The 19,689-nt window shown below is 60.4% G+C and carries 20 protein-coding genes and 1 tRNA gene; 11 read left to right on the top strand and 10 right to left on the bottom strand.

The window, feature by feature from the left end:
• Positions 1-53: 53 nt before the first annotated feature.
• From NRB16_RS25565 to NRB16_RS25520, 9 genes are all read right to left on the bottom strand, one after another.
• Complete coding sequence (locus NRB16_RS25565) at positions 54-2,216, bottom strand: hypothetical protein (protein WP_257107264.1); 2,163 nt, start codon at positions 2,214-2,216, stop codon at positions 54-56.
• Between the two features lie 66 nt (positions 2,217-2,282).
• A complete protein-coding gene (locus tag NRB16_RS25560) occupies positions 2,283-3,011 on the bottom strand; it encodes a PilW family protein (RefSeq protein ID WP_257107263.1) in 729 nt (242 codons plus the stop codon).
• Entirely contained in the window at positions 3,008-3,415 is a 408-nt protein-coding gene (locus NRB16_RS25555; protein WP_045484553.1) for a type II secretion system protein, read from the bottom strand. The genes NRB16_RS25560 and NRB16_RS25555 overlap by 4 nt, the downstream gene beginning before the upstream one ends.
• Complete coding sequence (locus NRB16_RS25550) at positions 3,399-3,869, bottom strand: Tfp pilus assembly protein FimT/FimU (RefSeq protein ID WP_257107262.1); 471 nt, start codon at positions 3,867-3,869, stop codon at positions 3,399-3,401. Before NRB16_RS25550 ends, NRB16_RS25555 begins: the two co-directional genes overlap by 17 nt.
• Positions 3,866-4,321 carry a type IV pilin protein gene (locus NRB16_RS25545; RefSeq protein WP_306456530.1) on the bottom strand — a complete coding sequence of 152 codons (456 nt, stop codon included), beginning with the start codon at positions 4,319-4,321 and terminating at the stop codon, positions 3,866-3,868. The genes NRB16_RS25550 and NRB16_RS25545 overlap by 4 nt, the downstream gene beginning before the upstream one ends.
• A gap of 498 nt (positions 4,322-4,819) precedes the next feature.
• Positions 4,820-4,895 (bottom strand) — tRNA-Phe (locus tag NRB16_RS25535).
• Positions 4,896-4,993: 98 nt separating this feature from the next.
• Entirely contained in the window at positions 4,994-5,266 is a 273-nt protein-coding gene (locus NRB16_RS25530; RefSeq protein WP_045484547.1) for an oxidative damage protection protein, read from the bottom strand.
• Positions 5,263-6,348, bottom strand: a complete 1,086-nt coding sequence (gene mutY / locus NRB16_RS25525) for an A/G-specific adenine glycosylase (RefSeq protein ID WP_045484545.1) — start codon at positions 6,346-6,348, stop codon at positions 5,263-5,265. The genes NRB16_RS25530 and mutY overlap by 4 nt, the downstream gene beginning before the upstream one ends.
• Entirely contained in the window at positions 6,345-8,579 is a 2,235-nt protein-coding gene (locus NRB16_RS25520) for an AsmA family protein (protein ID WP_257107261.1), read from the bottom strand. Before NRB16_RS25520 ends, mutY begins: the two co-directional genes overlap by 4 nt.
• A gap of 441 nt (positions 8,580-9,020) precedes the next feature.
• Here NRB16_RS25520 and NRB16_RS25515 point away from each other — a divergent pair, with 441 nt between their 5' ends.
• On the top strand, positions 9,021-10,682 hold the full coding sequence (locus NRB16_RS25515) for an OFA family MFS transporter (RefSeq protein ID WP_257107260.1): 1,662 nt from the start codon (positions 9,021-9,023) through the stop codon (positions 10,680-10,682).
• 168 nt (positions 10,683-10,850) lie between these two features.
• Here the strand turns inward: NRB16_RS25515 and NRB16_RS25510 are convergent, their stop codons facing one another.
• Complete coding sequence (locus tag NRB16_RS25510; RefSeq protein WP_045484535.1) at positions 10,851-12,224, bottom strand: amino acid permease; 1,374 nt, start codon at positions 12,222-12,224, stop codon at positions 10,851-10,853.
• A gap of 176 nt (positions 12,225-12,400) precedes the next feature.
• Between NRB16_RS25510 and NRB16_RS25505 the strand changes: the two genes are divergently transcribed.
• The 10 genes from NRB16_RS25505 (at position 12,401) to NRB16_RS25460 (ending at position 19,656) form a co-directional block, all read left to right on the top strand.
• Entirely contained in the window at positions 12,401-12,892 is a 492-nt protein-coding gene (locus NRB16_RS25505) for an Lrp/AsnC family transcriptional regulator (RefSeq protein WP_231906377.1), read from the top strand.
• Positions 12,893-13,075: 183 nt separating this feature from the next.
• Complete coding sequence (locus NRB16_RS25500) at positions 13,076-13,699, top strand: YitT family protein (RefSeq protein WP_045484533.1); 624 nt, start codon at positions 13,076-13,078, stop codon at positions 13,697-13,699.
• Positions 13,700-13,727: 28 nt separating this feature from the next.
• Positions 13,728-14,924 carry an amino acid aminotransferase gene (locus tag NRB16_RS25495; protein WP_045484530.1) on the top strand — a complete coding sequence of 399 codons (1,197 nt, stop codon included), beginning with the start codon at positions 13,728-13,730 and terminating at the stop codon, positions 14,922-14,924.
• Positions 14,925-15,064: 140 nt separating this feature from the next.
• A complete protein-coding gene (locus NRB16_RS25490) occupies positions 15,065-15,454 on the top strand; it encodes a VOC family protein (RefSeq protein ID WP_045484527.1) in 390 nt (129 codons plus the stop codon).
• Positions 15,455-15,583: 129 nt separating this feature from the next.
• Positions 15,584-16,177, top strand: coding sequence for an imidazoleglycerol-phosphate dehydratase HisB (gene hisB / locus NRB16_RS25485; RefSeq protein ID WP_253117859.1), 594 nt, complete (start codon positions 15,584-15,586; stop codon positions 16,175-16,177).
• A complete protein-coding gene (gene hisH, locus NRB16_RS25480) occupies positions 16,177-16,815 on the top strand; it encodes an imidazole glycerol phosphate synthase subunit HisH (protein ID WP_045484524.1) in 639 nt (212 codons plus the stop codon). The genes hisB and hisH overlap by 1 nt, the downstream gene beginning before the upstream one ends.
• A gap of 4 nt (positions 16,816-16,819) precedes the next feature.
• The gene (locus NRB16_RS25475; RefSeq protein WP_045484522.1) at positions 16,820-17,080 is read left to right on the top strand and encodes a DUF2164 domain-containing protein; all 261 of its coding nucleotides are present in this window, start codon (positions 16,820-16,822) and stop codon (positions 17,078-17,080) included.
• 91 nt (positions 17,081-17,171) lie between these two features.
• Positions 17,172-17,909: a 1-(5-phosphoribosyl)-5-[(5-phosphoribosylamino)methylideneamino]imidazole-4-carboxamide isomerase gene (hisA, locus tag NRB16_RS25470; protein ID WP_045484518.1), complete on the top strand. Its 738-nt coding sequence runs from the start codon at positions 17,172-17,174 to the stop codon at positions 17,907-17,909.
• Between the two features lie 117 nt (positions 17,910-18,026).
• Positions 18,027-18,797 (top strand): imidazole glycerol phosphate synthase subunit HisF, encoded by a 771-nt coding sequence (gene hisF / locus NRB16_RS25465; RefSeq protein WP_045484515.1) that lies wholly within the window; start codon positions 18,027-18,029, stop codon positions 18,795-18,797.
• 100 nt (positions 18,798-18,897) lie between these two features.
• The gene (locus NRB16_RS25460) at positions 18,898-19,656 is read left to right on the top strand and encodes an ABC transporter substrate-binding protein (protein ID WP_045484512.1); all 759 of its coding nucleotides are present in this window, start codon (positions 18,898-18,900) and stop codon (positions 19,654-19,656) included.
• Positions 19,657-19,689: the final 33 nt, after the last annotated feature.

Below are 19,689 nucleotides of genomic sequence, written 5' to 3'. Positions count from 1 at the left end.
GTGGCGTGGGCCGCCATTGAAGCGCAGACGGCGGTAAAACCCAAGTGCGATGTCTACAGAGGGCGTACCCATTTCACGGTTGTGGTGCCCGATCCGCCTGTTCCGCCTGTCGTACTGCCAGAGCCTGCGGTGGTGGTGCCGACGATGCTCTGGTCACTGCTCATGTTGGATACGTCCACCGCGATACCGCCCGCACCGATGGTGGTAGCGGTCACGCCGTTGTTGCCGGTGGACAGCCCGCCTTTGATGTTGGTGGTCGCGCCAGAAGCATTGACCAGGCCACCGAGAATCACGTTGCCCCAGATCGTCCAGCCGTTGGTGTACAGCGCACGTTCGGCCTCGACCGCGATATTGCCGATGGGCATGCCGGTGCGGGTGGTGCCGGTGGAGTCGGTCCAGGTCGCCAGGGCCGTGGTGCTCTTGCACAGGTTAGTGGCATAGAAGGCGCCGCCGCAGGTGAAGCTGGGGCCGGAAAAGTTCGGCGCGTAAATCGGTGCGTTGGACGAACTGGTCAAGGTCACGTCACCGGTGCTGAGAAAGGTATTGCTGAAGCGGGCCATTTGCACGCCGTCGAGGGTCACGTTGCCCTGAAACCAGGCGACGCCGGGCGGGAATGCCATGATCCCGTTGAATACCCAGCCGTTGCTGGGCGTAGCATTCTTGCCGCAGGTGTTGTTGCCACCACTGTTGTAGTACCAGCCACAGATCAGAAAGTCGGCCCCACCGATACGCTGCAAGTCGGTGGTGGTCAAGTTGTATGGGCCAGGATCGACAGCGGTGCCATTGGCCCTTTTGACGTTCTGTATCCTCAGCATCGGCGTGTTGCCATCGAAATAGAACACGTAGTTGGCCTGGTCACGCAGTGTCGAGACATCGACCGGTCTGAGGGTCAGGTCGCAGAACGGCACGCCGGGCAAGCCGGGAGAGGAATTGGGGACGGCAAAACTCAGGTTGGCAATCGGGTTGCCGGTATATGGCGTGCCGCCGCTGTTATTGAGTATGGCGCCGGAGATCCGGCTGGCGTTGCTGAAGGTTGGGGTATTCCACTGGGTTACCGACAGATTGCCGCCGCCCTGGAACTGGCCAATTGTCGCGGTCAGGATCGAGACGTTGCCGTGGGCCTTGAGCAGCGAGTAGTTGGCACTCCAGCCGGTGAAGTTGATGTTGTTGGCCCAGAAGGTGCCGACCGTGGAGTTGCGGAAGGCAACTTCGCCGCCATACACCGCGCTGTACGTCATGGTGATCGTCGCGGGCAGGCTGGCGTCGCCGGAGATCTTTTTGGCCGCGCCCGCAGCGGTGGTGGTGATGGTGCTGCCCGACAGGCTGATCTTGCTCAGGTCCAGCGCATACACCGTGGCAGGTGAGCCGCTCAGGGTTATCAGCGAGGTGCCTTCTGTGACCGGGGTGATGGTTCTGGCGGTGTCGGTGTTGATCACGCCGCCGACCAGTGCCGTGCCGATCTTGCTGCCGCCGGACATCACGTCGGCACTGAAGGCTCCGGCCTTGATCGAGATGTAGCTGCCGCCATCCTGGGTGATATTGATGTTCTTGGCGCCCAGCGTCAGGTTGTTGGGCGGGCTGGCCGAACTCATGCTGAAGGTGCCTTCGGTGCGCAGGATCGCGTTGTCGGCGACCCCGCCGCCGGACAGTTCGATACCGGCCTTGGCGCAACCGGACACTGACGCTTTGGCACCGTTGGTGATTCGCAGCGTGCCATTGAGGTTGATGTAAGCCAGGTAGGGGCCGTTGACGATCGACAGCGAGCCACCGCTGTAATTGAGGTCGCCGTTGAAGGTCAGGGCGTTACCCAGGGTCTGCCCGGCCGGGCTGGCGCCCGCGCCTTTCTCGTATACCGCTTGCAGGGTTGAGGTGGCTTTGGCGCGCTGGCTGCTGACGTTGCTGTAGCCGGTGATGTTGGCCGTGAACAGGGTTTTGCCGTTCGCGGTTTCCTTGCACACGATGGTCGCAGCAATGGCCGGGGTATCGATCAGTTTGCTGCGCGGTGTGGTGGTGTCGGTGCAGGCGGGTGCGTCCGGGTTCTTTTCGGCAAGGTACTTGCGCAGCACTTCAACCCCTTCCCAGGCGCGTGACTCGGCCGGGACGTTGGCGTGGCTGGCCATCTGTTGCTCCCCTGCGCCCTGGATGCTGTACATCATTCCCACCGTAGCGGCCGTCAGGGCCACGCCGGTCAGGGTCATGATCAGAGTCGTGGCCATGCCGCGTTGTCGCGTTGGGACAGGCTGTGTGGGTAGCAGGCGTAGGTGGTTCATGGTGGTGTCCTGCTACGGAGTCGTAAGGGGAATGGGGATGTTGGGAAGACAGATCTCACTAACGCTTTTTATAGCGTTACCGGTCGAGTCCTTGGCGCTGATTGAGGCCGTCATGATGACTTTCAGGCTGTTGGGAAATTGTGTCTCCGAGTACTTTCCAAATGGCCAGCACCTGCCTTGCTCTGTTTTGAAGAAACTAGCGGACTGTATATTTCCATAGCTGGTGTCATCTGCCGGATTCTTCGGGGCTGCGACCAGAATCGTCTGGGTCCATGTGGTTGTTCCCCAGTCGGTAATAGCCCTGCAGGTACTGGCTGCTTTCAAATACACCAGTTGCCCACTTTGAACCAGTAACCCGGCGCAAGTAGCATCGGCAGTCGTTGACATCTTAGACACCCAGATCAAGGCATTCCCGGATATTTCAACAGGTGGGGTATATGGATCGCCTGTCAGGGTGCCAGACGTGAGCCTTGCATTTTGCAGTAGTCGCATGCTCTTGGATGCGACATCAGTAGGAGTTGTATCAGAAGGAACTATCCCAAATCCCGCATTGCGCATCTCAAGTTGTGCGGTCAGAAACCCCGCGCTTACTTGTCCATCCTGCTGCGCATCCTGAATCGAGCGCACCGAGATGCCGACCATGTTCTTGTACAGTGCGAGCATCGCCAGGATGCTGATCAGCGACAGCGTCATGCCAATCATCAAACTGATCAGGTTGAAGCCGCGCTGGGGGCGTTTCACGTTTCGTCACCGACCCGAATCACGCCGCCGAACACAGTGCTGTCGCTGCTGCGCGTGGTGAGGACGACGGCGCCAGAGGTGTCTATCGTCATGCCGTCCACGGTAATGCTGGCGGTGTTGGTGCAGCTGGCATCCAGCGTCAGCGCTGCGGTCTGCATCGGTACGGTGATCTTCGCCAGGGCAGCATTGCCCGCACACAGCGTCTTGCCATACCGACTGATCAAATCCCGCATCTGGCTCACCGCAATGTTCTGTACCTTCATGTCGCGCTGGGCCACGGCGGCGCGGGAGGTGGCGTAGGTCATACCCAGGCCGATGATCGACATCAGCACGATGCCGATCAACGATTCCAGCAGGATGTCGCCACGTTGCCGGTGGCGTGCGGGCTTAAATGATCTCGACATTGACTGACGCTTCGCTGCCAACCGTTACGTTGATGGTGCTGGTCGTGCACGAGTTGCTGCCGGTGACCGGCAGGCCCCGGCTGTTGAACGCGATGCAGGTGATATTGGTTCCGCCGCTCTGCAGGGTTGCGGAGCCGGGCAGGTTGGCTTGCCAGAGAATGTTGTCGGTGGCTGCGCAGTTGATGCTGGCCAGGTCGGCGACGCTGAACAGCTTGAGTGTCTGGCCAGAGCTGCACAGCGCGGCGGCTGGCGCGTTGCTTTGGGCCGCGCCGGGGTTGCGCAGGGCGGTGGCCTTGGCGCGGCTGATGCCTTGCTTGAGCAGGTTGGCCGCTTCTAGCTGCCTGGCGCTGTCAGTCCAGGATTTGGTCAGTTGCGAGCCCATGGTGATCAGAAAACTGAAAATCGCCAACGTGATCATCAGCTCGATCAGGGTAAAACCACGGCTGCGGTTCATTGCCAGCCGCCGTTGTAGCCACTGCAACTGGCGATGGCACGCACGTTGTCTTGGGTCAGGGTGATGCTGCAGCCGTTGACTTTGCCGCTGCTGCCCAACGCTTCAAGCTTGTAGGTGCTGGCGGTGGCGGTGACGATCTTGTAGACGAACCCGTCCTGGCTAGGCTGCCAGCCCGACACGGAACAGGTGGTCGTGCCGGTGGCGGCCACGCAGCGCGACTCGGCAGTGGTGCTGGCGGTGTTGGTCGGGTACTTGAGCTGCTTCTGGTAGAAGTTCTCCATCACCAGGCTCAGTGCGGCGAGATCGGACTGCGCGCCCTTGATCTTGCTCTTGGTCACGTAGCTCTCGTAGGAGGGGATGGCGATGGCTGCCAGGATGCCGACCACAGCCACGGTCACCAACAATTCGACGAGGGTAAAACCGCTTTGTTTATTGCAGGCTGTAGCACGCATATCGAACATCGCAAAAGAAGAAAGTATTAATACGATACTACTATGCCAGCACCTGCCCCGGAAACAGCCGGTTGGCCGCTGGTAGCCCATTTTTGGCGGTTTGTCGGGTTTTTACCCGGCGTGTCATTACTTTGACTGGGAGTCGAAAAACAGGCACTGGTGGCGAGTCCGGTAAGGGCGGTGAATATATAAAGAACGGGATGTTTCAATCGTATGAAATTGAAAGTTCAATATATTGATTTCACTCATGATTAGCGCGCGGGTGGTTTTTTTCCTACCGATGTTTGAGGGTTGCCTGGTTTGATCCTTGACGCGCATTGAGAGCGGGTTGCGGTTGTCTTCGCGCCCGTTCGGCAAACCGGCTGCCTGTTACCGTTGGTCGGGATGCTGGCGAATCGAATGCAACGCTGCCAAAGGCATTTCCTGCAGGCAATAAAAAACCCGCACTGGGCGGGTTTTTTATTGATCGGGTGATGCGTGCACCACCTGATTTGAAGATGGTGCCCAGAGACGGAATCGAACCGCCGACACGGGGATTTTCAATCCCCTGCTCTACCGACTGAGCTATCTGGGCTACGGGGCGCATTAAAAGCGTTTTCCGGAGATGCGTCAACTTTTTTTTAGAAAAAACTGAATATTTTTCGATGCTTACGTGTTTTGTTCAAAAAATGATCAGTTTTCCGGCGCGACGTAGCCTTCAGCCTTGGCGTAGTCCTCACCCGAGAAGTATTTGTCCATTTCGGTCTGCAGGAATTTGCGGTCCTCGGCGTTCATCATGTTCAGCCGACGCTCGTTGATCAGCAGGGTCTGGTGCTTCTGCCAGTCGGCCCAGGCTTGCTGCGAGACATTGTTGAAGATGTCTTCGCCTTTGGCACCCGGGTACGGCGGGCGCTCCAGGCCTGGCAGTTGTTCTTTGTATTTGCGGCACATTACGGTGCGGGTCATGAGGACTCTCCTGCATTCAATACGTCGGCTGCGTGTTTGAGCAGCTTCTTCACCGGGGCGGCAAGGCCCAGGCGCGGCGGGGTGGCGAGGTTATACCAGAGCCAGTCGGCCTCGGCCACGTGGCTGGCCGGCGTCTGAACCCTGACCAGCCAGGGTTCGATGCTGAGCTGGAAATGGCTGAAGGTGTGTAGCACGCCTGGCAGCTCGTGGTGGCTGCCCAGCTCCAGCGCGTGCTGGCTGGCCAGGTGCTGCAGGTCATCGAAGGCGTCCAGCTCTGGCAGGCTCCACAAGCCGCCCCAGAGTCCGGTAGACGGGCGGCGGTAAAGCAGAATCTCGCCCTGGGCGTTGGCCAGCAACGGCATCAGGGTGCGTTTTTGCGGGATGCTCTTGCGTGGCTTGGGCACCGGGTAGCGGGTTTCCAGGCCCAGCAGGTGCGCTTCACAACTGCGCTCCAGCGGGCACAACAGGCAGCTGGGCTTGCTGCGCGTACACAAGGTCGCGCCGAGGTCCATCATCGCCTGGGTGTAGTGGTTGACGCGGGCGTGCGGGGTAAAGCGCTCGGCAACCGCCCATAGCTGGCGCGCCACGGCCGGTTCACCGGGGTAGCCTTCCTGCGCCACATAACGCGCCAGCACGCGCTTGACGTTGCCGTCGAGGATCGGCGCACGAATGCCCATACTGATGCTGGCGATGGCCCCGGCGGTGGACAGGCCGATGCCAGGCAGTTCGGTGAGCTGCTCGACACTGCGCGGAAACTCACCGCCGTGTTCGGCCATGATGATCTTCGCGGTCTTCTGCAGGTTGCGCGCGCGGGTGTAGTAGCCCAGCCCGGTCCACAGGTGCAGCACTTCGTCTTCGGCTGCTTCAGCCAGGTCCTGCACGGTGGGCAGGGCGGTCATGAACCGGTCGAAGTAGTTGAGCACCGTGCTGACCTGGGTCTGCTGCAGCATGATTTCCGAAACCCATACCCGGTAAGGGTTGATGTCCTGCTGCCAGGGCAGATCGTGGCGGCCATGGACATCGAACCAGTCCAGCACCGCCTGAGAGAACTGCTCAGGCGCAAGGGCGTGTACAGCATTCATCGTTTGAACAGCCCCTTCAGAGCATCTTTGAGTTCAGGGCTGACTTTGTCGCCCAGTTTTTCTTCGATCTTTTCATCGAGCTTGTTGCGCACTTCATTGGCCGCAAGCTTGGCGGCGACCTGGCCGAGGCCTTCCTTGTCGACCCGGCACGCCTTGGCACCCAGCTCCAGCGGGCCACGGCAATGCACCGGCCACTCGATGCCGACATAGCGCTCGTTGACCTGGCAGGCCGGGTCGGGCATTTCGCCCTTGTCGCCTTCGATGATGATGCCGACGCGATAATCCATGCCCAGCACGCGCAGGTCGACATCGCCTTTACCGTTGAGGGTCAGGCCGGGGATCTGCGCCTTGAGGTCCGGGTTGCTGGCGACCCCGTTACGCACGGCAAGGCTGCCGCTCAGTTGTCGGAACGGGGTGTCCTTGCCGCGTGGCTCGCCGGTCAGCGGCTTGCGGTTGAGCAGGGCAATGCCTTGGCAGAGTTGCTGTTCGAGGTTGGCATTGACCAGCACGCCATTGTTGACGACGAAGCTGGCGGTGCCGTTAAGGCTGTCGATCAGCGCTTTCTCACTGTTGCCCTTGCCGCTCAGATCACTGTTGAGGATCAACTGGCCGCGCACGGGCGGGGTCTGGCCCTGGCTATCGAGCACGCGCTCGACCGGCACCTTGTTGACCCGGGTCTGCACGCTGGCGGTCGGGATGTCCTGGCGGGCATCAAGGTTGCCCTTGATCTCGAAGTCGCCGTTGTACAAACCGCCGCGCAGGCTGTCGACACGGATCACGCCGCCGGCGGCCTGGGTCTTGAGCGCGGCATTGTCGATCGGCAGCTTGTTGACGATCAGTTTGCCGAAACTCAGCTCGGCTTCGACGTCGAGACTGCGCAGGCGCTCCAGCGGCAACAGCTTCTCGGTGCTCCAGGCGGTCTTGGTCGGCGGCTCGGGCAGTGGGGTGGTGCCCGCGCCGGCGATGGCTGTGGCTTCGCTGTTCTGTACTTCGGACTTGCGCGCCGCCTTGGCGCCTTTTTCGGTCTCGGTTGCGGCCGGGCGATAGCGGTCGGCGTCGAAGCTGTCGGCCTTCAGTTGCAGGCGCAGCGCCTGTTTGCTGAAGTCTTCTATGGCGACGCGACCGCTGAAAGTGCTGTCGTCGACCTTGAGGTTCAGCTCATCGAGCACCAGGCTGGTCGGCGTGCCGCTCAGGCGGGTGACCAGCTCGACCTTGCTCAGGCTGCCTTCGGCCATGGTCGGCAGTGGCTGGCCGATACCGTCCATGAAGGTGCGCAGGTTGAATTGCGCCACCGACAGGCCGCCGCTGAGCTGCGGGGTCTTGTCCAGATCGCGGGCGCGCAGTTCGCCCAGCGCGCGCAGTTGATTGGTGGTGATTTTCAGGCTGTTCCATTCGGCCACATTGGCCGCCAGGTCAGCCAGCAACTGGCCTTGAGCAACAAAGGTGACGGTCTTGCCTTGCAGCGGCTCGCCGGCCAGTTCACCGGACAGACGCATGTCTTCGAACTGGTAGCGCTGCAGGGCCCGATCCAGGCGCAGGTTGCCGGTCAGTTCGGTGCGGGCGCGCAATGCAGGCTGGTTGCCGCTGAGGAACGCGGTGAGCTTCAGGCTGATGTCGCTGCCCTCACGAACCGGGCCTGTGCTCAGTTGGATGCTTTCGGCGGTATAGGTCTGGTTCTTCGCTTCATCGGTATACAGCACGCGGGCATTGTTGACGGTCAGGCTGTCGATATCCAGCTTGACGGGCCTGGACGGTTTTTGCGCAGTGTCTTGTGCTGGCGGAGTGCTCTCGCCGGCCGGGGCGGTTGGCGTGGTGCTGGCCGGGGTCGCCGGTTTACCGATGTCCTCCCAATTGCCATGGCCGTTCTTGTCACGGTTGAGGGTCAGGTTCAGGCCTTCGACGCGAACATCGCTCATCTGCACTTCGCGCCGGATCAGCGGCAGCACCCTGACCGACAGGCCAAGCATCTGCAGGTCGGCAAACGGTTGGTCTGGCGCATTGAGGGTTGCGACCCGGGCGTCGTGCAATTCCAGGCCCAGCCAGGGGAACAGGCTCCAGCCGATATCGCCGTTGAGGGTCAGCTCGACATTGGCCTTCTCGCGGGCCAGTTGGCGGATTTCGTCTTTGTAGTCGTTGGGATCAAACAGATGGGTCAAGGCAAAGCCGAGAGCCACTATGATCAGCAACAAACCGAGAATAAACAGTCCCAGGATTTTGCCGAACGCTTTCATGGGCGGGTCCTTGTGGTCGGTCGCTCGAAATGGGTCAGTGAGTATACCGTTGTCGTCAGGCTGTCGGGCGCACAAGCCGGCAGGATGGCGGTCGGCCTGCCGGCTGGTCGCCGATTGGGTCGGGTAAATTGCACGAAGCAACGGACTTTGTATGACAACTAAGCGCCCTGATTTATTGATCTATGGGGCATGTTTTTTATGATCGGTTATATCTATTGCTTCATAGAAAAAGCTTATTGAGAAAAGACGAAAAAAACCTGTAACAAAACACTAACTGCCTCTTGTAAGTGCTACTCTTGCGCCATCGCTGATCAGGTGCGGCTTTTTGCCACATAACCGTAACCTATTGAATATAAAAGCTCCGGGCTTTCGTTCATGGAAGACTGAGGGTGGGTCGGCGTTAAAAGTCCTGCGAGCATTGCATACATTGGGGTTAATACAATGAGTACAAGCACAGCGTTGGGTGGCCAATCTGCCCAGCCTGCGTTCTTGTCCAAAGAACGCATTATTGCCAAGCCGGGTTTCAACCGCTGGCTCGTTCCGCCCGCCGCTCTGGCCATCCACCTGTGTATTGGTATGGCTTACGGCTTCTCGGTGTTCTGGTTGCCGTTGTCCAAGGCTGTTGGTATCACCGCTCCTGTCGCCTGCACACCGGACATGGGTTTCTTCGCACAGATGTTCGCGTCGAGCTGTGACTGGCAGATCTCCATGCTGGGCTGGATCTACACGCTGTTCTTCATTTTCCTGGGCTGTTCGGCAGCTATCTGGGGTGGCTGGCTGGAGCACGCAGGTCCTCGTAAGGCCGGTGTCGTCTCGGCACTGTGCTGGTGTGGCGGTCTGCTGATTTCCGCGCTGGGTATCTATACCCACCAGATCTGGCTGATGTGGCTGGGTTCCGGAGTCATCGGCGGTATCGGTCTGGGCCTGGGTTATATCTCTCCGGTGTCGACCCTGATCAAATGGTTCCCGGACAAGCGCGGCATGGCTACCGGCATGGCGATCATGGGCTTCGGTGGCGGCGCGATGGTGGGTGCACCGCTGGCCACTGCACTGATGAGCCACTTCGCCAGCGCTGACGGCGTAGGTGTATGGCAGAGCTTCGCGGTCATGGCGGTGATCTACTTCGTGTTCATGATGGGTGGCGCTCTGGGCTACCGCGTACCGCCAACCGGCTGGAAGCCTGAAGGCTGGACCGCGCCTGCCAAGAAAGCCAGCAACGCGATGATCACTGACCGCCACGTGCATGTCAGTGTGGCCTGGAAAACCCCGCAGTTCCGTCTGGTCTGGCTGGTGCTGTGCCTGAACGTTTCGGCTGGTATCGGCATCCTGGGCATGGCATCGCCGCTGCTGCAGGAAGTGTTCGCCGGCAAGCTGCTGGGCAATGACCTGACCTTCAGCGAACTGAATGCTGACCAGCTCAAGGCCATCGCGGCGATCGCCGCCGGCTTCACCGGTCTGCTGAGCCTGTTCAACATCGGTGGCCGGTTCTTCTGGGCCTCGTGCTCGGACTACCTGGGCCGTAAAGCCACCTACTTCATCTTCTTCGCGCTGGGCTTCGTGCTGTACGCCTCGGTGCCAACGCTGGGTCACTGGGGCAGCATCGCGCTGTTCGTGGCGGCCTTCTGTGTGGTGCTGTCGATGTACGGCGGCGGCTTTGCCACTGTGCCGGCTTACCTGGCCGACCTGTTCGGTACCCAGATGGTCGGTGCGATCCACGGTCGTCTGCTGACCGCCTGGGCGGCAGCCGGTGTGCTGGGTCCGGTACTGGTCAACTACCTGCGTGAGTACCAGCTCAGCCACGGTGTGGCGCGGGCCGATGCCTACGACATCACGCTGTACATCCTTGCCGGTCTGTTGGTGCTGGGCTTCATCTGCAACCTGATGATCCGTCCGGTGGCCGACAAGTACTTCATGACCGACGCCGAACTGGCCGCCGAGCGCGCCATCGGTCACGACAAGAGCAGCGAAGGCACTACCGTGCTGGAATGGAAAGCCGCTGCTGGCAGCGCGCCGTTCGTGGTCGCCGCCTGGCTGGCCGTGGGCATCCCGCTGGCGTGGGGTGTGTGGGTGACTCTGCAGAAAACAGCGGTACTGTTTAACTGATCCACGTAGGAGCGACTTTAGTCGCGAAGAGGTCTGTAGCCTCGGCACGTTTGTCGCGAATACGACGAAGGCTTTGCAGCTAAAGCTGCTCCTACAGATATACCGATCAGTCAGCAGTTATAAAAAAAGCGCCTGCATGCAGGCGCTTTTTTGTGGGCGCTGTAAAACTCAGGACGACTTGGACAGCTGTGCTGCGCTCTTGCACTTGAGCCTGTAGGCCGCGATCAGCAAGGCGAGCCAGAACGGCATGATGACCACCGAACTGCTGATGCCTGGCGTCAGGTACATGATCACCAGGATGCCGAGCAGAAATGCCAGGCACAGGTAGTTGGTGAACGGGTAGCCAATGCTCTGGAATTGAGTGACCTGGCCGGCCTCACGCTTGGCGGCGCGAAATTTCAGGTGGGTGATGGTAATCAGCACCCAGTTGATCACCAGCGAGGCGACCACCAGGGCCATCAGCAACTTGAAGGCTTCGCCGGGCATCAGGTAGTTGATCAGTACGCACAGGCCGGTGGCTGTGGCCGACACGGCCAGCGAGTTGACCGGCACGCCACGGGCGTTGACCTTGAGCATCGCCTTGGGCGCGTTGCCCTGCGCAGCAAGGCCGAACATCATGCGGCTGTTGCTGTACACGCAACTGTTGTAGACCGACAGCGCGGCGGTGAGCACCACGATATTGAGTACGGTGGCGACGATGTTGCTGTCCAGGTCATGGAAAATCAGCACGAACGGGCTGCCGCCGGTGACGACCTTTTCCCACGGGTAGAGGCTCAGCAGAATGGTCAGCGCGCCTACATAGAAAATCAGGATGCGGTAGATCACCTGGTTGGTGGCCTTGGGAATGCTGCGCTTGGGGTCCTGGGCTTCGGCGGCGGTGATGCCGATCAGTTCCAGACCGCCGAACGAAAACATGATGAAGGCCATTGCCATCAGCAGGCCTTTCACTCCGTTGGGGAAGAAGCCGCCGTTCTGCCACAGGTTGCTGATTGAGGCTTGCGGGCCGCCGTTGCCGCTGGCCAGCAGAATGGCGCCGAACACGATCATGCCGATGATCGCGGCCACCTTGATGATCGAGAACCAGAATTCTGTCTCACCGTAGGTTTTCACGCTGCTCAGGTTCAGCAGGTTGATGATCACGAAGAACGCTGCCGCCGACATCCAGGTCGGAATCTCTGGCCACCAGTACTGGACGTACAGGCCCACGGCAGTGAGTTCTGCCATGCCTACCAGTACATAGAGCACCCAGTAGTTCCAGCCCGACATAAAACCGGCCAGCGGCCCCCAGTAGGTGTTGGCAAAGTGGCTGAAGGTCCCGGCCACCGACTCTTCGACGGCCATTTCGCCGAGCTGGCGCATGATGAAGAAGGCAATCAGGCCGGCGATGGCGTAGCCAAGGATGACCGACGGGCCGGCCATGCTGACGGTATGGGCGACGCCCAGAAACAGCCCGGTACCGATGGCACCGCCCAGGGCGATCAGCTGGATGTGCCTGTTTTTCAGGCCGCGGTGCAGCGTTGCTTGGGTCATTGGATTTTCCATAGCAATGAATGACAAATGGCCCGCTTGCAGCCGGGCTCTTGTAAGGGGCTGACACAGCAAATGCGGTGCCATTTTTCAGGGGCGTGATTCTGCACTCTGAGCGGGTTCGCGGATAGGTCATTTAAGCTGATAGGCTGCGCGGCCTGGAAACATTTAAAGCCTGGGCGATTACCACAATGAAAATGAATGAAATCGACGACTTTGATCTGAAAATCCTTACGCTCTTGCAAGCCAATGGCCGCCTGACCAATCAGGAGTTGAGCGATCTGGTCGGCTTGTCCGCTTCGCAATGCTCACGGCGCCGTATCAGCCTGGAGCAGAGCCTGTTGATTCAGGGCTATCACGCCCGCATTGCCCCGCAGGCCATGGGCCGCGAGGTATTGGCGATGATCGAGGTGCGCCTGACCAGCCACCGCACCGAGCATCGCGAACAATTTCACTCATTGGTGACGACCCTTGATTCGATCATCGATGCCTACAAAACCACCGGCGATGCGGACTACACCCTCAAGGTCGCGGTCGACAATCTGGACAGCCTCAATCGCCTGATGGAGCTGATCACCGCCAGCGATGCGGTGGCGCATATCAAGACCGCAGTGGTGCTGGAGCGCCTGAAGGAAAACAGCGAGGTCACCGCGCTGGTCGGGGGCAAGACTGCGCTGTGTTGATGCATGAGAATCAAATTTGCGCGTAATTAGTGCATTTATTATTTGTTTTGTGTCTTGTTTGTGCGTTTATCGTTATTTATTCGCGCAAAATTGATGTTGTGGATAGTATTGGCGCTCATTGTGTGAGGCGCGCGCTGTGTGGCGTACGTCCTTATGAGCCCCGATCCTGCCCGAGCGACACCCATGACCACGACCGTTGCCGCCGCCAAACCTGTCGATACCCGCCACTCGCTCCAGGAAGACATCTTTGCGATTGTTATCGCGACCGCGATGATTTCCTTCGCCGTCATGCTGCTGCGTCAGGCAGGGGTGATGACTGGCGGCACGGCGGGCATTGCGCTGTACCTGCATTACGCCTGGGCCTTACCGTTCGGTGCTGCTTTCTTCATGCTCAATCTGCCGTTCTATTATCTGGCGTTGCGGCGCATGGGGCGGGTGTTCACCCTCAAGACCTTTTGTGCGGTGGGGCTGGTGTCGTACTTCTCTGATCGCCACGGGCTGTTTATCCACATTGATCAGTTGCAGCCGTTCTATGCCGCGCTGGTGGGCAACGTGATGCTGGGCGTCGGGTTCCTGGTGTTGTTCCGTCACAAGGCCAGTCTGGGTGGTGTTAACATCCTGGCCCTGTATGTTCAGGACCGGTATGGCTTCAAGGCTGGCTGGTTGCAGATGGGCGTGGACATCAGCGTGCTGATCGCGTCCCTGGCGTTCATCAGTTTGCCGGTGCTGGGCGTTTCGGTGCTGGGCGCCATACTGCTGAACTTCATCATTGCGCAGAACCACCGGGCCGACCGTTACTCGGCCTGATTTCCCTTACTTTCAGGAGTTTGTCCGCATGTTTGCCCACGTGGAGTCGTACGCCGGTGACCCGATCCTTTCCTTGATGGAAACCTTTGGCAAGGATCCGCGCACTGACAAGGTCAATCTGAGTATTGGCCTCTACTATGACGCCGTGGGTCACATTCCACGCCTGGACACCGCCGTCCGCGCCCAGCACGAGATCGATGCCGGTGAGCAGAGCGCTTGCGTATACCTGCCGATGGAGGGCCTGGCACCTTATCGTCAGGCGATTCAGAACCTGCTGTTCGGCGCCGAGAACCCGCTGCTCAAGGCTGGCCGTGTGGCGACCATCCAGACCGTGGGCGGCTCGGGCGCGCTGAAGGTCGGCGCGGACTTCCTGAAATACGCCTTCCCGGACTCTCAAGTGTGGGTCAGCGACCCGACCTGGGAAAACCACATCGCGCTGTTCGGCGGTGCGGGCTTCAAGGTCAACAGCTACCCGTACTTCGACAAACGTACCGGCGGGGTCGACTTCGCGGCCATGCTCGGCACGCTGCAAGGCCTGCCGGCGCGCAGCATCGTGCTGCTGCACCCGTGCTGTCATAACCCGACGGGCGCCGACCTGACGCCCGCGCAGTGGGATCAGGTGGTTGAGGTGGTCAAAGGCCGCGAACTGATCGCGTTCCTCGACATTGCTTATCAGGGCTTTGGCAAAGGCATGGAGCAGGATGCCTACGCGATCCGCACCATGGCCGAGGCGGGCGCCACCACCATCGTCAGTAACTCGTTCTCGAAAATTTTCTCGCTGTATGGCGAGCGGGTCGGCGGCCTGTCGATCGTCTGCGAAAGCGCCGAACTGGCTGAGCGAGTGCTGGGCCAATTGAAAGCCACCGTGCGCCGCAACTACTCCAGCCCGCCGGTGCATGGCGCGCAGATCGTGGCGCGGGTGCTCAATAGCCCGGCGCTGCGTGCTGACTGGCTGGCCGAAGTTGAGGCCATGCGCGTGCGCATCATTGAAATGCGCCAACGCCTGGTAGAGGTGCTGGCGCAGAAGGCGCCGCAAAAGGACTTCAGCTTCATCCTGGAGCAGAGCGGCATGTTCAGCTATACCGGCCTGAGCGCCGAACAGGTCGATGAACTGCGCGACAAACACGGCGTTTACCTGATCCGCAGCGGCCGGATGTGTCTGGCCGGCCTGAACGACAGCAACGTCGACAAAGTCGCCGACGCCATCGCCAGCCTGTTCGCGTAAGCATTGCGGCCCGACACCTGGCCTCGCCCGTAGGAGCTGCTTCAGCAGCGAAAGGGCTCGCTGCTAAAGCAGCTCCTACGGGGTGTCGTTGCCGATGTCGCGATACGAATACCATTGCATCCAGACAAGGAGTCCAGCGCATGAAATTCGGCTACACCATCATTTACGTCCCCGACGTTGCCGCGTCCCTGGCGTTCTTCAACCAGGCGTTCGGCCTGGCAACCCGCTTTGTCCATGAGTCCGGCACCTACGGCGAGCTGGAAACCGGTGCAACCGCGCTGGCCTTTGCTGCCGATGAACTGGCGCAATCAAATTTCAGCACCGGTCACGTTGCCGCACACAGTTCCAGCAAACCGCTGGGCATGGAAGTCGCGCTGGTCACCGACGATGTTGCGGCGGCTCACGCGCGTGCCGTGCAGGCCGGTGCAACCGAACTGGCCAGCCCGCAGACCAAGCCTTGGGGGCAAACGGTGTCGTATGTGCGCTGCCCGGACGGCACGCTGGTAGAGCTTTGTTCGCCCATAGGTTGAGCGGTTTCAGGTAGTTCTGAGCAGCCTGGTCGCTATCATCTTGCCTTCTCGTCGCCTCTTTACTTCATGCCGGGCGCTTCTGCGCCTATAATGCTCGCCTTTTTCGCTACTGATTTTGCGGAGCTGGTGATGGCCGAACGTAAGGCATCCGTCGAGCGCGATACTCTGGAAACCCAGATCAAGGTCTCGATCAACCTGGATGGCACCGGAAAGGCCCGATTCGATATCGGGGTTCCCTTCCTTGAGCACATGCTTGACCAGATCGCCCGGCACGGGCTGATCGACCTGGATATCGAGTGCAAGGGCGACCTGGACATCGACGACCACCATACCGTGGAGGACGTCGGCATCACCTTGGGTCAGGCGTTTGCCAAGGCCATTGGTGACAAGAAAGGCATTCGTCGCTATGGCCATGCCTATGTGCCGCTGGACGAAGCGCTGTCGCGGGTGGTCATCGACTTCTCCGGCCGCCCCGGCCTGCAGATGCACGTGCCCTACACCCGTGCGGTGGTCGGCCGGTTCGATGTCGACCTGTTTCAGGAATTCTTCCAGGGCTTCGTCAACCATGCGCTGGTCAGCCTGCACATCGACAACCTGCGCGGCACCAATACCCACCACCAGATCGAAACCGTGTTCAAGGCCTTCGGCCGCGCACTGCGCATGGCTGTCGAGCTCGATGAGCGTATGGCCGGGCAGATGCCTTCCACCAAGGGGGTGCTCTGATGCAGACCGTTGCGGTCATCGACTACGGCATGGGCAACCTGCACTCGGTTGCCAAGGCGCTTGAGCACGTCGGCGCCGGCAAGGTGCTGATCAGCAGCGACGCCAAGGTCATCCGTGAAGCCGACCGCGTGGTGTTTCCCGGTGTCGGCGCGATCCGCGACTGCATGGCCGAGATCCGCCGGCTGGGTTTTGACAGCCTGGTGCAGGAAGTCAGTAAGGACCGTCCGTTTCTGGGGATCTGCGTCGGCATGCAGGCATTGCTCGATCGCAGTGAAGAAAACGACGGCGTTGACTGCATCGGCATGTTTCCCGGCCAGGTCAGGTTCTTCGGCAAGGATCTGAGCGAAGGCGGCGAACACCTCAAGGTGCCGCACATGGGCTGGAACGAAGTCAGCCAGAGTGTCGACCACCCGCTGTGGCACGACATTCCGGATCTGGCCCGCTTCTACTTCGTACACAGCTACTTCATCGAAGCCGGCAAACCCGGTCAGGTGGTGGGCCGTGGTCATTACGGCGTGGACTTCGCCGCAGCACTGGCCGACGGTTCGCGCTTCGCCGTGCAGTTCCACCCCGAGAAGAGCCATACCCACGGCCTGCAACTGCTGCAGAACTTCGTGGCCTGGGACGGGCGCTGGTAAGACCATGAGCCGCTCCAGAACCCGCGCGCCGATTCTCAAGCTGACCCCGGAACAGGAGCAGGAAGCGACCCACAAGCTCAAGCGCCTGTTCGCCGAGCGCTTCGAGCTGGAGCTGGGCACCTTTGAGGTGGCCGAGGTACTGGAGCTGTTCGGGCGTGAGATCGCCCCGTACTACTACAACCGGGCGATTTTCGATGCCCAGCAGTTGCTCAAGGAACGCTTCGAAGCGGTTGAAAGCGACCTGTGGGCACTGGAAAAAGATTAACGATCGTGATGACCCTGTAGGAGCGGCTTCAGCCGCGAAACAGACACTGCGATTCGCGGCTAAAGCCGCTCCTACGACAAAGGAAAAAAGCATGCTCATTATTCCTGCAATCGACCTCAAAGACGGTGCCTGTGTTCGCTTGCGCCAGGGCCGTATGGAAGATTCCACGGTGTTCTCCGACGATCCGGTGAGCATGGCGGCCAAGTGGGTCGACGGTGGCTGCCGCCGCCTGCACCTGGTTGACCTCAACGGCGCCTTTGAAGGTCAGCCGGTCAATGGTGAGGTGGTCACCGCCATCGCCAAGCGTTATCCACAGCTGCCGATCCAGATCGGCGGCGGTATTCGCTCGCTGGAAACCATCGAGCACTACGTCAAGGCCGGTGTGAGCTACGTGATCATTGGCACCAAGGCGGTCAAGCAGCCCGAGTTCGTGGCTGAAGCCTGCCGCGCGTTCCCTGGCAAAGTGATTGTCGGTCTGGACGCCAAAGACGGCTTCGTCGCCACCGACGGCTGGGCTGAAGTCAGCACCGTACAGGTCATCGACCTGGCCAAGCGCTTCGAAGCCGATGGTGTGTCGGCCATCGTCTACACCGACATCGCCAAAGACGGCATGATGCAGGGCTGCAACGTACCTTTCACCGCCGCACTGGCCCAGGCCACGCGGATTCCGGTGATCGCTTCGGGCGGCATCCACAACCTGGGCGACATCCAGGCCCTGCTGGACGCCAAAACCCCCGGCATCATCGGCGCCATCACTGGCCGGGCGATCTACGAAGGCACCCTCGACGTCGCCGAGGCCCAGGCCTTCTGCGATAACTACGGCAACTGACATACCCGGCAGGAGCAGCTTTAGCTGCGAAGCAGGCTGGCCAGGTCGTGGCTATTCATGACCATTCGCGGCCTTCGCGGCTAAAGCCGCTCCTACGAGAATCGGAGATCAGACCCAATGGCTCTAGCCAAACGCATCATCCCTTGCCTGGACGTCGACAACGGTCGGGTGGTCAAGGGTGTGAAATTCGAAAATATCCGCGATGCGGGTGACCCGGTGGAAATCGCCCGGCGTTACAACGAGCAGGGCGCGGACGAAATCACCTTTCTGGACATCACGGCCAGCGTCGATGGCCGGGATACCACGCTGCACACTGTCGAGCGCATGGCCAGCCAGGTGTTCATTCCGCTGACCGTCGGCGGTGGCGTGCGCACGGTGCAGGACATCCGTAACCTGCTCAACGCCGGCGCCGACAAGGTGTCGATCAACACAGCAGCGGTGTTCAACCCCGAGTTCGTCGGTGAAGCGGCCGATCGTTTCGGTTCGCAGTGCATCGTCGTTGCCATCGACGCCAAGAAGGTGAGCGGGCCGGGCGAAGCGCCGCGCTGGGAGATCTTTACCCATGGCGGGCGCAAGCCGACCGGGCTGGATGCGGTCCAGTGGGCGAAGAAAATGGAAGATCTGGGCGCCGGAGAAATCCTGCTGACCAGCATGGACCAGGACGGTATGAAGAATGGCTTCGACCTGGGCGTCACCCGCGCCATCAGCGATGCGCTGGGTATTCCGGTGATCGCCTCAGGCGGCGTCGGCAACCTTGAGCACCTGGCAGCCGGTGTACTGGAAGGCCACGCCAGTGCGGTGCTGGCGGCGAGCATCTTCCACTTCGGTGAATACACGGTTCCCGAAGCCAAGGCCTACATGGCCGCACGGGGCATTGTGGTGCGCTGAAACGATTTTCTGCCGGGATGTATCAAAAGTAGTCATCCCGGTAGACAGTCCACCCGCTTCACGGCACTCTGCATCGGTCGTCTTGTTCGAGTCCCGGAATATGTTCAAGGGTCTTCTGCTTGTACTGATTGGCCTCATCCCGTTTCTCAGCCCGCTGGTGTCTGGCAGCGAAGCGGCAGTGCGCAAGATCGTCCTGCTGACCGAGAACTACCCGCCGTACAACATGGCCCTGGATGGCAAGAACTTCGCTCAGGGCGACAACCTCGACGGCATCGCCGTGCAGGTGATGCGCGAAACCTTCAAGCGTGCCGGTGTCGAGTACAACCTGACCCTGCGCTTTCCCTGGGAACGGGTCTACAAGCTGGCGCTGGAAAAGCCTGGCTATGCGGTGTTCTCCACCGTCCGCACCCCGGAACGCGAGCCCCTGTTCAAATGGGTTGGGCCGATCTCGACGGTCCAATGGGTCCTGCTGGCCCGTGGCGACAGCCCGATTGTCTCGCTCAGCAGCCTGGAACAGGCGAAAAGCTACCGGGTCGGCGCCTACAAAGGCGATGCGGTGGCCGAGCATCTGTTGCTCAAAGGCTTTGATCCGGTATTGATGCTGCGCGACCAGGACAACCCGCGCCGGCTGGTCAGCGGCCAGATCGACCTGTGGGCCACCGCCGACCCGACCGGGCGCTGGCTGGCGCGTCAGGACGGCATCACCGGCCTCAAGAGCGTATTGCGCTTCAACAGGGCCGAGCTGTACCTGGCCTTGAATAAAGACACCCCGCAGCCGATCGTTGAGCGGCTGCAAAAAGCCCTCGACCAGATTCGCCGTGAAGGGCTGATCGACAAGATCACCGATCAGTATTTGTAGGCGCCCTCTCAGAGGGTGTTTACAAAATAGGCG

The organism is Pseudomonas sp. LJDD11, from assembly GCF_024584215.1.
Taxonomy (GTDB): Bacteria; Pseudomonadota; Gammaproteobacteria; order Pseudomonadales; family Pseudomonadaceae; genus Aquipseudomonas.
This window is presented reverse-complemented; position numbering and strand designations above follow the sequence as displayed.

Coding starts and splice junctions, on each gene's coding strand:
- NRB16_RS25460 (WP_045484512.1), top strand. CDS start 18,898: ATGTTCAAGGGTCTTCTGCTTGTACTGATTGGCCTCATCCCGTTTCTC.
- NRB16_RS25510 (WP_045484535.1), bottom strand. CDS start 12,224: ATGGAAAATCCAATGACCCAAGCAACGCTGCACCGCGGCCTGAAAAAC.
- NRB16_RS25490 (WP_045484527.1), top strand. CDS start 15,065: ATGAAATTCGGCTACACCATCATTTACGTCCCCGACGTTGCCGCGTCC.
- NRB16_RS25500 (WP_045484533.1), top strand. CDS start 13,076: ATGACCACGACCGTTGCCGCCGCCAAACCTGTCGATACCCGCCACTCG.
- NRB16_RS25520 (WP_257107261.1), bottom strand. CDS start 8,579: ATGAAAGCGTTCGGCAAAATCCTGGGACTGTTTATTCTCGGTTTGTTG.
- NRB16_RS25545 (WP_306456530.1), bottom strand. CDS start 4,321: ATGCGTGCTACAGCCTGCAATAAACAAAGCGGTTTTACCCTCGTCGAA.
- hisH (WP_045484524.1), top strand. CDS start 16,177: ATGCAGACCGTTGCGGTCATCGACTACGGCATGGGCAACCTGCACTCG.
- NRB16_RS25530 (WP_045484547.1), bottom strand. CDS start 5,266: ATGACCCGCACCGTAATGTGCCGCAAATACAAAGAACAACTGCCAGGC.
- NRB16_RS25550 (WP_257107262.1), bottom strand. CDS start 3,869: ATGAACCGCAGCCGTGGTTTTACCCTGATCGAGCTGATGATCACGTTG.
- NRB16_RS25505 (WP_231906377.1), top strand. CDS start 12,401: ATGAAAATGAATGAAATCGACGACTTTGATCTGAAAATCCTTACGCTC.
- NRB16_RS25515 (WP_257107260.1), top strand. CDS start 9,021: ATGAGTACAAGCACAGCGTTGGGTGGCCAATCTGCCCAGCCTGCGTTC.
- NRB16_RS25495 (WP_045484530.1), top strand. CDS start 13,728: ATGTTTGCCCACGTGGAGTCGTACGCCGGTGACCCGATCCTTTCCTTG.
- NRB16_RS25475 (WP_045484522.1), top strand. CDS start 16,820: ATGAGCCGCTCCAGAACCCGCGCGCCGATTCTCAAGCTGACCCCGGAA.
- mutY (WP_045484545.1), bottom strand. CDS start 6,348: ATGAATGCTGTACACGCCCTTGCGCCTGAGCAGTTCTCTCAGGCGGTG.
- hisA (WP_045484518.1), top strand. CDS start 17,172: ATGCTCATTATTCCTGCAATCGACCTCAAAGACGGTGCCTGTGTTCGC.
- NRB16_RS25565 (WP_257107264.1), bottom strand. CDS start 2,216: ATGGCCACGACTCTGATCATGACCCTGACCGGCGTGGCCCTGACGGCC.
- NRB16_RS25555 (WP_045484553.1), bottom strand. CDS start 3,415: ATGTCGAGATCATTTAAGCCCGCACGCCACCGGCAACGTGGCGACATC.
- hisF (WP_045484515.1), top strand. CDS start 18,027: ATGGCTCTAGCCAAACGCATCATCCCTTGCCTGGACGTCGACAACGGT.
- hisB (WP_253117859.1), top strand. CDS start 15,584: ATGGCCGAACGTAAGGCATCCGTCGAGCGCGATACTCTGGAAACCCAG.